This window comes from Epilithonimonas sp. (assembly GCF_036780765.1).
Classification (GTDB): domain Bacteria; phylum Bacteroidota; class Bacteroidia; order Flavobacteriales; family Weeksellaceae; genus Epilithonimonas.
In genome coordinates this window covers 433,921-446,386 of the sequence record NZ_DAIQCG010000002.1, presented here as the reverse complement: position 1 = coordinate 446,386, position 12,466 = coordinate 433,921, and the positions used below count along the sequence as shown (strand labels likewise).

Genomic DNA, 12,466 nt, shown 5'->3' with positions numbered 1-12,466 from the left:
TTAAGTTTTCATAAAGTCGAAAGCGCCTTTCCGCAGATGAATTCTATATTCCAACCACGCTTTCATACAAGCTAGAAAATTGGCCCAGCCTTCGGTTTGACCAATTGCCCATTTTATGTCTTTTTCATCACTGGTATGTCCTTCTTCCAAAACTTTTATCACTGTGTTATTTTCAGCCAACTTTTGTAGCTCAATCGTCACAACAGATTTTGGGTCCCAGACAAAAACAATTTTCTCATTGGGAATTATTTCTTTCGTTGTCAATGGATAAGAACCATCAAACTCAGGGAAAGACCAGAAGATTTCTTTATCAGTTTCCATTCTTCCGGAGCCTTTGGAAATGAAATAATTCTGCATTATTTCCGGATTAATAATCGCTTCAAAAACTTCTGAAACAGGCTTCTGAATTCCAATAGTTGCTTTTGCTGTCACTTTTTTCATAGAATTATTTTGTTTTTTTGTGTAAACTATTTATCCTTCGTAACCAGAATCTTTGCTATGGTTGACCATCCAGCAAACGCCGTACTTGTCTTTGAAGCTTCCGAAATAGTCGCCCCAAAACTGGTCTTCCATTGGCATTTCTATTTCTCCGCCAGCAGAAAGTCCGTTGAAGATTCGGTCGGCTTCTTCTCTGCTTTCTGGGAAAATAGAAATATAATTTCCGTTTCCTTGATTGAGTTTTTGTCCCATAGAAGGAACAATATCAGACGCCATCAAAAGGTCTTTTCCAATGGGTAATGCAATGTGCATTACTCGGTTTTTCTCATCTTCGGAAAGATGTTCAGTTCCTGGCGCATTTCCCATTTTCATTACTCCGCCTACGAATTCTCCACCGAAAACGGATTGATAAAACTTGAAAGCTTCTTCTGCTGTACCATCAAAATTGAGGTATGAATTTAATTTTGGCATTTTCTAATTTATTTTGAATTATGTTATTTATTAAAACCACAAAAGAAAGAGTCTATTTAAATCTTAATTTCCTCAATCATTAAGGTATTAAAATACAATACATTTTTAAACATTTAAGAAATCAATAAATTGATTTTGATTAAGATATTTCAGTAATTCCTAACTTCTTAATGTTGAAAAACAATTTAATATTTCTACTCTTTTGTAATTTTTATTGTTTGATTCTTTAATGCTCCTGAACTTTTGCTGGGTCATCGTAATTAACCATCCACTTGGATTCCAAGACAACTTAATGATTTCATAAATTTTTATTTTATGAGTTGTAATAAGCATCTTCTATATCTTTGATGATGATTTTCTTCATTTTCATCATTGCTCCAAAAGCTTTTTGAGCTTTCTCCACTTCGTTGGTATTGGTCAGTTCAATCAATCTGTGTGGAACAATCTGCCAACTGAAACCATATTTGTCTTTCAGCCAACCACACATACTTTCCGTGCCTTCTTTCGTGAATTCGTTCCAATAATAATCGGTTTCTTCTTGGTCTTTTGTCATTATGGTTATAGAAGTTCCTTCGGTAAAATGAGCTTTATGGTCGTGAGAACTGTCCATCGCCATCATCACATAATCATTGATGATAAACTGAGAATGCGCCACATTTCCAGCCACATCGCCTTGACCTTCTGCATACTCCATTACACCTTCAATTTTAGAATTTGGGAAAATATTGGTATAATAATTCAAAGCTTCTTTGCATTTCCCAGCATTTTCGCCTGTAAACATCATTACCGGAGAAAACTTTTGTTTTGCTTTTTCAGAACTCAGAAATAATTGCCAAGAAATACCATATTGATCTTCCACCCAAGCATATTTTTCGCTCCAAGGGTAAGCATCCAACTCCATCATTACTTTTCCTTTTTCAGCCAATTTTTGGTAGTAATTTTCCACTTCTTCTGCTGAATCACACATCATCATTAATGATAAAGTGAGATTTGGTTGGAACATTGGACCTCCATTTAGAAACATTAGTTTTTGACCTTCAATTTCTATGTTAATGACCGTTGGTGTGTTAACAGTAATTTTTGAATTTTGAAAAATCGAAGTGTAGAATTTTGCCGCCTCAGCGCCGTTCTGGTTAAACCAGAAACACGGAAATATATTGTTGTTCATTTTTTATATTTTTGAATTAGATTTTAGACGAGTGTTAATCTTCTAAATTTTAACACAAATTCCAAAAAGTTTTTTTTAAATATAAACTGTTTTTAAGGTTTACAAAAACGCTTTCGCTTAAAAAAGTTGATGCAATCTTTTGTAACTTTTTTGGTTGAATCTAAATACTTTCTGAATAACGCTTGAAATTATCCAGAATCGCTTGCCAACCATCTTTTTGGAATTCCAAAGGATTCTGATTTTCGGGATCAAAATATTCTGTCACTTTTGTTTTGTCATCAGACAGTGTGGTCTTCCATATAGTATTTGATAAGTTGATATTCTTTGACCTCATCATAAATCCCAACCAAATCGAAACCAAAACTTCCGTCTTTTGCCTGCATTCTTACTTCTAATTTACCACCAACTGTCAAATCATTTTTAGCAGAAGGACATTCCCAGCTTTCGTGGGCAAAGTTCCATTTCACAATATGTTCTGGATTATTGAATGCGTTCCAAACCTCATTAATTGGTTTATTGATTTTTGCAGTTACTGTTAATTTACTCATTTGAATTTATTTTAAATCAAAGTTAAGTTTATTCTGATATGCTCAACTTGCCTTAGGACAATAATTAGCCACGAAACAAAAAATCACCCATAAAAGAGTGATTTTCAGTATATTTATTTTTTAAAACTCAATGGATATTTCACATTGGTGTAACCATCGATACTTGCTTTGAGTGATCCAACTGCCAGTTCGGCTTTTATAAGAATTGGCACCCTGTTCTTGTCATTTGAGACCCACATCGTCACACCTTCTTTCTCTTTAAAAACTCTTCCGCTAATCACAGAAGGAATAATTTTAAGACAATTGATTTTACCAAATTTGGTTGACAAGTTCTCTGTTCCAACAACTTTTAATTGAAAAGGAAACAATTCGTCATCAATCCAGACATTCATTTTCAGAACACTTCCTACTTTCAAATTATCTGCAGACTGACTTCTCAAATAATAAAAACAAGACAACATATCCTGAATATCATTAGGAACTTTAATTGTTTTTGCAGGTCTGTCTGTATGTTTTTTATCTACTAAAACCAATGTGTTATTTGTTGGGTTGAAAGTACTTTGCAGATGTTGCGTGTAGCTTCCTTCAGAAACATTTCTCACATAAAAAAGCGGTTCCCTGTTCTCATTAATATAACTTTCGTAAACATCTTCTACTTTGAAAAAGGCTTTCGCGGCACCACTTGTTTTCCCGACACCTCGAACGTAGAAAGCAGGCTGACCTTTATAGGACGTTTTTGTCGTTGATAAAGTAGCGTTTCCAGCCGTAATGAAACCGTAGTGGATTCTATAACTCAAAACCTCGCCAGAATTGATATTATCAAATTGCGCCGAAGCAGATGTGAAGCATAAAAAACTGATAAGAAATAACAGATTCTTCATTAATTATTTATTTATAGGCTTAGTATAAGACAAATTATTTGCCAAATTTAAAAAATAAAACCCTCCGTTTGCGAAGGGTTTTAAATATGTATCCAATTACATAATATTAGTACCGTCTGGAATGACTGCGTTTTTCTTTACTACCACAATTCCGTCTTTGATAGAATGTGTGCCGTAATCTCCGTCTGGATGATGTTTTCCACCAATAATTCTTACATTATTTCCGATGTAACAGTTTTTATCCAGAATCGCTTTGTCAATATAACAGTATTTTCCAATACCCATACTTGTGATTCCATCTCTCTCATTTTGAGAAACTTGTTGCGCAGTCTGATAGTAATCAGCACCCATCACGTAGGAATTCACAATCGTAGAACCTCTGTCTACTCGGGTTCTGTTTCCGATAATGCAATTCTCAATTTTATCTGCTAAAATGATACATCCATCGCCGAAAATAGTTTTACTGACATACGAACCATTAATTTTCGTCGGAGGAAGCATTCTTGCTCTTGTATAAATTGGATTAGAGCTGAATAAATTGAATTGAGGTAAATCCTGAGCCAAATCTAAATTAGCCTCATAAAAAGACTCGATTGTACCAATATCTGTCCAATAACCATCGTATTGATAACTTAAAACATTTAGGTTTCCGATGGATGCAGGAATGAAATCTTTTCCAAAATCATCACCTTCATAATCAGCAAAAAGCTTTCTCAAAACATTTTTTGTAAATACGTAAATTCCCATCGAAGCCAGATATTCCTTACCTTGAGCTTTACTTGCGTCGCTGGTTTCAGAAGTCCAATCAGATAGAATATCCAAACTCGGTTTTTCTGTAAATGCAGTGATATTGCTATCTTCATCCGCTTTCATAATCCCAAATCCAGTGGCATCTTTCGCCGTTACAGGGATTGTTGCAATGGTAATATCTCCACCTTTTTCTTTGTGGAAATCTATCATTTTCTTGAAATCCATCTGATATAGCTGGTCACCAGAAAGAATCAGAATATATTCGTATTCATATTTTTCAAGATGTTTCATTGTCTGGCGAACTGCATCTGCGGTTCCCTGATACCAGTTTTCATTCTCCACATTCTGCTCAGCAGCCAAAATATCTACAAATCCTTTGCTGAAAATATCAAAGTGATAAGAGTTTTTGATATGAGAATTCAGTGATGCAGAATTGAATTGAGTCAACACCAAAATCCTGTTAAGTCCCGAGTTGAGACAATTAGAAATAGGAATATCGACCAAACGGTATTTACCAGCAATTGGAACTGCGGGTTTGGACCTCGTATAAGTCAATGGGAATAATCTGCTTCCTCGTCCACCTCCTAAAACGATAGAAATTACGCTTTCATTCATAATATGTTTTTAGTTATATATTTTTATTAAAGTTAATGATAGTTTTCAAATATTAAGCCAATGTTAACAAAAAAATCAATAGTTATAAAGCTGAGAATAATTCTGCGCCGATTTCTCCCAAGAAAAATCAAAAGACATATTATTATAAATCAAACCTTTCATCAAATCTTTCTGACTATAAATGTGCAATGCTCTTTTTATGGCGTGAACTGCGTCTTCTGCTCCAGCATTGGTAAAATTAAGTCCACTACCACCAGTTGAAATATCCTGAACTGTATCTCGTAAACCGCCTGTATATCTCACAATAGGAATCGTTCCGTATCGCATAGAGTACATTTGGTTAAGCCCACAAGGCTCTACCCGACTTGGCATTAGCAAGAAATCTGCCGAAGCATAAATCTGATGCGATAAATATTCTTTGTAACCCAAATCAATCGCAAAATTAATATTGAATTGATATTGTAATTCTCTGAGCCTATTTTCGATTTGTGGATTTCCGGAACCTAAGACAATAATATTCAATGAGCCGTTTGTTTCCTGAATACTTTTCTCCACAATATCTGGTAATAAATCTGCGCCTTTCTCTCCAGCAAATCGACCTATGAAACCGAAAAGCGGAAGATTTGGATTAAGTCCGTATTCTGCACAAATTGCTTTTTTATTTTCCCATTTTCCTTCTTCTGCATAATCTCGGTTGAAATTGAACTTCAACATATCATCGGTTTGCGGGTCCCAAACTTCGGTATCAATTCCGTTGATGATTCCAAAAGCTTTTTGGCGTTCCTGATTCATCAATGGTTCAAGACCTTGGAAGCTGTAAAATAACTCTTCCAAATACCCACCAGACACAGCATTGAAAGCATTACAAGTCTTAATCATCGCCGCCATCGGATTGATTCTTCCGTTCCAATCCAATAATCCCGAGTTCTGACCATCGAAATGTGGAAGAAAACTGGACATCTGCCAATTCATACTTCCTTGATATTCGCCATTATGAATCGTTCCAATCGTTTTGACACCTTTCAAGAAACGGAATTCATAACAATTATCAATCATAAACGGCACTAATCCTGTGTGATAATCGTGGCAATGCAAAACATCCGGACGAATCTGCATCGCACTCAGCCAATGCAAAACACCGTGTTGAAAAGCAATAAACTGCTCGCTCTCATCCCAATAGCCATAGACATTTTCCCTATCCAAAAGTCCTGGAATTTTAACCAAATACAAATCAAAACCTAATGATTTGTCTTTCTCTTTGAAAACCTGAACCTGATACATATGTGATGATTGATGGATGAAACCATCAAACACAATATCGAAATCGTGATTGTAGAAAAACGGTTTGTTGTACCAAGGCATTATCACGCTGGCATCCAACCCCATTTTATTCTGATATTTTGGTAGTGCGCCTACCACATCCGCAAGTCCACCGACTTTTGCAACAGGATAACACTCCATAGAGAGATGAAATACTTTCATATATTTCTTAGTTTATTTTTTACGTTTCAGGAAATCCGCCATCTTAGATTTCTTTATAAGTTTACTTTGTTTCAATACCACACCTGATAATGGTGGTAATTTTATGATGATTGAGTTCTTTCTGTTATTCCAACCTTCATCCAATCTTTGGGAAATGACGGCTTCTACTCCGCTTCCGCTGTATTTTTCTTCATCGGAATTGAGGATTACTTTCCAATCTGTATTTTCATCTACACCAATTCTGTAATCGAAACTATTGGGTGTCAGATTCAGAACAGTCATTAGAACTTCTTTGTCGTGTTTGCTTTTTCTGAGGTAAACAAAAATCGAATTATCTCTGTCATCACCATCAACCCATTCATAACCATACGGCGAGAATTGCAACTCATATAAAGCAGGATGTGTTTTGTATAAGAAATTCAGATCCCTCACAAATTCCTGAAGATTTTTATGAACAAGGTATTGGAGCAGATGCCAATCAAGAGAACTCGTAAAATTCCATTCGTTGGTTTGGGCAAACTCATCTCCCATAAAAAGCAATTTCGCTCCCGGATTGGTGAACATATAAACATACATTGCACGGAGATTGGCGAACTTCTGCCATTCGTCACCCGGCATTTTGTAAATCAGACTGCTTTTTCCGTGCACCACCTCATCGTGAGACAAGGGCATCATATAATTTTCATTATACATATAGGTGCTCGTGAACGTAATTTTGTTGTGATGGTATTTCCTATTGATTGGGTCTTCTTTGAAATAGTCCAATGTATCGTGCATCCATCCCATCATCCATTTCATCCCAAAACCAATTCCGTCATCGTGGACAGGTTTGGTTAATTTTGGAAAATCTGAGCTTTCTTCTGCAATGGTCTGCACATCTGGAAATTCTTTATAAACCGCGGTATTAAAATCCTGTAAAAATTGTTTGGCTTCCAGATTGACGTTGCCACCGTAGATATTCGGTTCCCATTCACCATCGTTTCTGGAATAATCGAGATGTAGTATAGATGTCACCGCATCCACACGTAAACCATCGGCGTGGTAACGGTCTAGCCAAAATATTGCATTTGAAATCAGAAAAGATTTGACCTCTGGTCTTCCGTAATTGAAAATATAGGATTTCCAATCTGGATGAAAGCCTTTTCTGGGATCTTCGTGTTCGTATAAAAAAGAACCGTCGAAACGATGAAGTCCATTGGCATCGCCCGGAAAATGAGAAGGCACCCAATCCAGAAAAACACCGATATTATTTTTATGAAGTTCGGAAATCAAATACATCAATTCCTGTGGCCCACCGAATCTGGAAGTTGCGGCATAAAACCCTGTAATCTGATAACCCCAGCTTGGGTCGTATGGATATTCCATCACGGGCATAAATTCTACGTGGGTAAAATTCATGGCTTTGAGATAAGGAACTAATTTGTCTGCTATCTCGCCATAACTAAGAAAACGTTGAGGATTATTTGGGTCACGCATCCAAGAACCGAGATGCATCTCGTAAACAGAAATAGGAGCTTCGAGGCTGTTGTAACGCCAGCGTTTTTCCATCCAGTCTTTGTCCTGCCACTCGTACCAAGTGGTGCAAACTGCAGATCCCGCCTGCAAAGCATTCTCAAAACAAAGTCCGTATGGATCTGCTTTTTCTAATAAAATACCGTCTTTTGTCCTAATGCCATACTTGTAAACTTCACCAAAATCCAAATCGGGAATAAAACCTTCCCAAATCCCAGATTGATCCCACCGTCCTGCCAACTTGTGAGAAAAAGAATTCCAATTGTTGAAATTCCCCATTACAGCAACGTCTGTGGCTGTTGGCGCCCAAACGGCAAAATAAACACCGGAGACCCCATCGACCTCGACCTTATGAGAACCGAACTTTTCGTAAAGCCTGGTGTGTTTTCCTGAACGGAAAAGATAAATATCAAAATCGGAGAATAGTGAATATGGCTGAACCGACATAGGTTAATTATAAGTGATAAATGATGAATGATTAATGCTGATTTGGTAGCAATTATAATACCTTTACCAAGATAACAATATTAATCGTTACATAGTAAAAAAGTTTTTGTTAAATAGTATTAAAGTTTTTTTTGTGGGAGGAAATTTCTTTGCCCCAACCCTAAAAGGAGAAAATTTCTTTGCCCCAACCCTAAAGGGAGGAGATTTCTTTGCCCCAACCCTAAAGGGAGGAGATTTCTTTGCCTCAACCCTAAAGGGAGGAAATTTCTTTTTTATGGGTTGATGGATTTTGCCCAGAGATAGGTGCCGGTGTGCTTATGCTCCTCGGCGATATTGTTTTTGGGTGATGTGTAGCTGATGGTTGCCAATATCATTGTCCAAAAAGTACCTTGGGGAATATCAAATATCCAATCCTGTGCTGGTATATCTTTTTTCTTTTCCAAACTGAACGATAGGGATGAAAGGATCTCGGTCTGTATATTCTGCGTATTGGGGTTTATTGTGAACGCGTATATATCGAGGTTTGCCTGCACTGCATTTTTGGGGAAAATGATCTGTTTGCCTATTGTAAGCTGTGGCAAATGGACTGTCATCGTATTTTGGGCACTCAAGTTATACTCGGGATAGAAATTGGTGGCTCTCTCCCACTGCCAATCGTTATTGAATACCGTGCCGACCATTGGCTGCGGATTGAGGTACGCCATCTTTGTGGTACCATCTTGGTTGGTGGACTCTCCTATCGTGAGCCTGAGCCTAGTGCGGTGGTTGATGGAAAAACAACGGTAGTTTCTAATCTGTATTTTGTCCATGATAGCCTCTCTCAGGATACGATCGTGACCGCTGTTTTTACCAAAGCCAGTAGCGGCACCTCTGGTATTAGTGGATTGGTTTACCCTTTTAGGTTTTGAGCGAACGTGTGTTTTGTCATCTCTGTTTACAAATACCAAGTTACCTATTGCTCCACTAAGATTTCCGTTTTTGTTGACTCTTGCCATAGTTTATGATTTTTCCAGTTTGTAGCTTTTGTGTACACTCTGTACCCTTTGTGTATCCTTTGTATAGGCTAACACGAATTTTCATACAGTACCAATCTATTACTCAACTACTATTCTATTGGACTTTACTGGATATGTATTGGACTTGTATTGGATGTGCTCTCTCTAGGTTATGATTTTATGGAGCTTAGAATGTATTGTAAAGTTAAGGAATTTTTCTTTACATTATTATTTTATAAAAAATCCAATGGACTTTTTATTTTTGTTTTTGAAACATCTGTGATATGGGTGTAGATTTGTGTAGTCTTGATAGAGTTATGCCCCAGAAGCTCTTGCAATCTTTCAGCCGATCTTCTGAGAGATCATCTACCGGAAAAGTCCGAAGAATCCGAAGCAGATGCCCAAACTCTGTGATGTAGGTTCGGATTGTGTTCTTACTATAAGCCTTCAGCTTCAGCTGGTCTATAAAATCTGAAAAAGCTTTTTGATTTACCTCATCTATTTCGGACTTGATCTGGCTTCCCCATTCTTTTCTTGCTAATTTGAGTGCATCTCTCACTGCAGGGAGATCCGGCAAATGCCAAGCTCGGTTTGTACTACTCCACGTAGCAGATGGAAAGGCTTTCTGAAGCTCCTGAATCAGGGTATTATTTTTCTCAAAACGAATCCAGATGACATTTTTGTCTCTGTGAGTACCAAAACTGAAATTGTATAAATCTAAGTCCATCATAAAAGTGTTTTAGTATTCGCATTTTAAATATCTACTTTGACTTATAGTTTAAATATCTATTGATATTGCGAATAATAAAATTAGTAAAAAAACTAATGAAACTGGGATATTATTAGAAATAAATATTTCTTTAGACTAGAGAAACTTTCGTATATTTGAGTGTTAGGCACAATATTAAGAACCCCAGAACAACAGAATAAAGCAAATAAAAACGTAATTTTGACATATGAAAGTAGTATCATTATATTCCGGAGCAGGTGGACTTGACATTGGCTTTAAAAGAGCAGGATTTGACATAGTTTGGGCAAATGACTTTGATAAAAATGCTTGTGCATCATATGCAAAAAATATTGGAGACCACATAAGATGTGGAGACATCAATCAATACTTTGAAGAATTATCTCAACTTGATAATGTTGATTTGGTTATAGGTGGTCCGCCTTGTCAAGGTTTTTCTGTTGCAGGTAAAATGGACCCGAATGACCCAAGAAGTGAACACGTTTGGACTTTTACAAAGGTTGTTGACAAGTTAAACCCGAAGGCTTTTGTAATGGAGAATGTAAAGGCTTTAGGACAACTACAAAAATGGGAGCCGTTAAGAATTGAACTACTAAAAACATTTAGAGATTTAGGTTATTCTGTGAATTTTGTCGTTTTGAATGCCACAGACTTTGATGTACCACAAGCAAGAGAAAGAGTTTTCTTCATTGGATTTAAGAATAACTCAAAGCTCATTCCTGATTTACAAAAAATGTTAGAACCTTTCAAAAAGAAAGCCCCAACAGTTAGACAAGCACTTTCTGTGCTTGACAGGGCAGGAAAAGGAAATAACAAAAGTGTTTGTAATGCAAAGATTACTTTGACACCTAATCCAGTAATGCGAAAATCGCCTTTTGCAGGAATGTTATTTAATGGCTTAGGCAGACCCGTAAAGATTGATGGATATTGTGCTACTTTACCAGCTTCAATGGGTGGAAATAAAACCCCTATAATTGATGAAGAAGAGTTGTATAATAAATCTGAAAGTTGGGTTCAAAACTATCATTCAAACCTTATGAAAGGTGCAAGTCCAATGGATTACCAAGAAGCACCAAGTAGATTAAGAAGATTGACAGTTGAAGAAGCAGCACTATTGCAAACATTCCCTATAGATTATGAATTTTGTGGTTCTCAATCGTCCAAATTTAAACAAATTGGTAATGCAGTACCTTGTAATCTGGGATACAATGTTGCGAGAATGATGATGGATTGTTTAATCAATGAAGCGATAGAAAATATTTTTATTAATCTTCCTTACCAATTGGAAATAGAAAACATTAATGGCTGAAAATATATTGAAAAGTGATGCGGAAAAAGTTTTATTATCCGCATTTAGAGAGAGATGTTCAAAGAAAGACATTATTTCGAGTAACATAAAAATAGTCTTACAGGGAAATCACAAAACCTATAAGTATATTCTTGTAAATGGATTATTAGCTAAGGCTACAAACGAAAATATTAATGCTCTTGCTTTGCAAGCAGGAGCACCTCTAAAAGGAGCTTTTGATGCTAGAAGTTTATGCCATAATGTTTTAGTTCCATTTGAGCGTGACTTTTTGCAAAGTGCACTTGGTGGCTCAAACGAGCCATTTTTAAATAAGCCAGCAAGGTTTACGCATTTAAGTGACACGAATGCGGTTCGTAAGGGTCAGGACAAAGAAACTCTTGAACTTCTGATAGAAATTTTCAACTCAATCCATACGAGTTCAGAAGCAATAAAATATTTAGCTTGTGCCTTAGAGTTCTTGAACGAAAAAATTGAAGAAAACAATTTACTTCATGACAGCTCAATAAAATACAATCCTACTTTAGTTGAGATTTATGAATTTATTTTCAGATTTTTAGATAAGTCGTTTGAAGGCGAAACGTCAGCTATTGTAGTTGGTGCTTTGGAGAAAATTTATCATTCAAGGTTTTCAAAAAACTTTAGGGTAATTGCTCATAAGGTAAATCAAAGCGGTTCATCATCTAAAGAAGTAGGAGATATTGACATATACAAAGAAGACCATTTTTATTACGCAATTGAAGTAAAAGACAAAAAGTTTACTTCTTATGATTTAGAACACGCATTCAAAAAAATTCAAGAACAAGGTGGGTCTAAAGGACAATTTATTTATGGCCCGAGTGCTACTTTTGACGAAGAATTATTGGAGAAAAGAATATCGGTATTTGAACAAGAAGGATTTATGGTTCTTTTCCAAGACATTTTTACATATTCTAGGACAATGATTTTCAAAATCGACTTAAATAGTAAACAGGAATTTATTGATACAATTATGTCTACAGCAATTGAAATAAATGCCAAGGGCGAAACGAAAAATTGGATACAAGAATTACTGACAAACATTGGGTGGAAATAGAAATACTGTGCCTAACAGGCGTTTGGCTCA

12 protein-coding genes are annotated in these 12,466 nt (G+C 36.2%); 2 read left to right on the top strand and 10 right to left on the bottom strand.

Annotation, left to right across the window (positions count from 1 at the left end; genetic code table 11):
* The 10 genes from V7P73_RS05510 to V7P73_RS05465 form a co-directional block, all read right to left on the bottom strand.
* On the bottom strand, positions 1-441 hold the full coding sequence (locus tag V7P73_RS05510) for an SRPBCC domain-containing protein (RefSeq protein ID WP_333851929.1): 441 nt from the start codon (positions 439-441) through the stop codon (positions 1-3).
* A 30-nt stretch (positions 442-471) separates the two neighbouring features.
* Positions 472-909, bottom strand: coding sequence for a VOC family protein (locus tag V7P73_RS05505; RefSeq protein WP_333851928.1), 438 nt, complete (start codon positions 907-909; stop codon positions 472-474).
* A 313-nt stretch (positions 910-1,222) separates the two neighbouring features.
* Positions 1,223-2,077, bottom strand: coding sequence for a VOC family protein (locus V7P73_RS05500; protein ID WP_333851927.1), 855 nt, complete (start codon positions 2,075-2,077; stop codon positions 1,223-1,225).
* 278 nt (positions 2,078-2,355) lie between these two features.
* Positions 2,356-2,625 carry an SRPBCC domain-containing protein gene (locus V7P73_RS05495; RefSeq protein ID WP_333851926.1) on the bottom strand — a complete coding sequence of 90 codons (270 nt, stop codon included), beginning with the start codon at positions 2,623-2,625 and terminating at the stop codon, positions 2,356-2,358.
* A 113-nt stretch (positions 2,626-2,738) separates the two neighbouring features.
* Positions 2,739-3,506 (bottom strand): DUF3108 domain-containing protein, encoded by a 768-nt coding sequence (locus V7P73_RS05490; RefSeq protein ID WP_333851925.1) that lies wholly within the window; start codon positions 3,504-3,506, stop codon positions 2,739-2,741.
* 96 nt (positions 3,507-3,602) lie between these two features.
* Positions 3,603-4,871 carry a glucose-1-phosphate adenylyltransferase gene (locus V7P73_RS05485; RefSeq protein ID WP_333851924.1) on the bottom strand — a complete coding sequence of 423 codons (1,269 nt, stop codon included), beginning with the start codon at positions 4,869-4,871 and terminating at the stop codon, positions 3,603-3,605.
* Positions 4,872-4,946: 75 nt separating this feature from the next.
* Complete coding sequence (locus V7P73_RS05480) at positions 4,947-6,353, bottom strand: glycogen synthase (protein ID WP_333851923.1); 1,407 nt, start codon at positions 6,351-6,353, stop codon at positions 4,947-4,949.
* Positions 6,354-6,365: 12 nt separating this feature from the next.
* Positions 6,366-8,312, bottom strand: coding sequence for a 1,4-alpha-glucan branching protein GlgB (gene glgB, locus V7P73_RS05475; RefSeq protein ID WP_333851922.1), 1,947 nt, complete (start codon positions 8,310-8,312; stop codon positions 6,366-6,368).
* 272 nt (positions 8,313-8,584) lie between these two features.
* On the bottom strand, positions 8,585-9,307 hold the full coding sequence (locus V7P73_RS05470) for a hypothetical protein (protein WP_333851921.1): 723 nt from the start codon (positions 9,305-9,307) through the stop codon (positions 8,585-8,587).
* 256 nt (positions 9,308-9,563) lie between these two features.
* The gene (locus V7P73_RS05465; protein WP_333851920.1) at positions 9,564-10,034 is read right to left on the bottom strand and encodes a hypothetical protein; all 471 of its coding nucleotides are present in this window, start codon (positions 10,032-10,034) and stop codon (positions 9,564-9,566) included.
* A gap of 229 nt (positions 10,035-10,263) precedes the next feature.
* Here V7P73_RS05465 and V7P73_RS05460 point away from each other — a divergent pair, with 229 nt between their 5' ends.
* Positions 10,264-11,364, top strand: coding sequence for a DNA cytosine methyltransferase (locus V7P73_RS05460; protein ID WP_333851919.1), 1,101 nt, complete (start codon positions 10,264-10,266; stop codon positions 11,362-11,364).
* Positions 11,357-12,436 (top strand): restriction endonuclease, SacI family, encoded by a 1,080-nt coding sequence (locus tag V7P73_RS05455; RefSeq protein ID WP_333851918.1) that lies wholly within the window; start codon positions 11,357-11,359, stop codon positions 12,434-12,436. The genes V7P73_RS05460 and V7P73_RS05455 overlap by 8 nt, the downstream gene beginning before the upstream one ends.
* Positions 12,437-12,466: the final 30 nt, after the last annotated feature.

Excerpts from the sequence above, each read along its gene's own strand:
- V7P73_RS05500 (WP_333851927.1), bottom strand. The coding sequence starts at position 2,077 with ATGAACAACAATATATTTCCGTGTTTCTGGTTTAACCAGAACGGCGCT.
- V7P73_RS05510 (WP_333851929.1), bottom strand. The coding sequence starts at position 441 with ATGAAAAAAGTGACAGCAAAAGCAACTATTGGAATTCAGAAGCCTGTT.
- V7P73_RS05480 (WP_333851923.1), bottom strand. The coding sequence starts at position 6,353 with ATGAAAGTATTTCATCTCTCTATGGAGTGTTATCCTGTTGCAAAAGTC.
- V7P73_RS05485 (WP_333851924.1), bottom strand. The coding sequence starts at position 4,871 with ATGAATGAAAGCGTAATTTCTATCGTTTTAGGAGGTGGACGAGGAAGC.
- V7P73_RS05495 (WP_333851926.1), bottom strand. The coding sequence starts at position 2,625 with ATGAGTAAATTAACAGTAACTGCAAAAATCAATAAACCAATTAATGAG.
- V7P73_RS05470 (WP_333851921.1), bottom strand. The coding sequence starts at position 9,307 with ATGGCAAGAGTCAACAAAAACGGAAATCTTAGTGGAGCAATAGGTAAC.
- V7P73_RS05460 (WP_333851919.1), top strand. The coding sequence starts at position 10,264 with ATGAAAGTAGTATCATTATATTCCGGAGCAGGTGGACTTGACATTGGC.
- V7P73_RS05490 (WP_333851925.1), bottom strand. The coding sequence starts at position 3,506 with ATGAAGAATCTGTTATTTCTTATCAGTTTTTTATGCTTCACATCTGCT.
- glgB (WP_333851922.1), bottom strand. The coding sequence starts at position 8,312 with ATGTCGGTTCAGCCATATTCACTATTCTCCGATTTTGATATTTATCTT.
- V7P73_RS05455 (WP_333851918.1), top strand. The coding sequence starts at position 11,357 with ATGGCTGAAAATATATTGAAAAGTGATGCGGAAAAAGTTTTATTATCC.
- V7P73_RS05465 (WP_333851920.1), bottom strand. The coding sequence starts at position 10,034 with ATGGACTTAGATTTATACAATTTCAGTTTTGGTACTCACAGAGACAAA.
- V7P73_RS05505 (WP_333851928.1), bottom strand. The coding sequence starts at position 909 with ATGCCAAAATTAAATTCATACCTCAATTTTGATGGTACAGCAGAAGAA.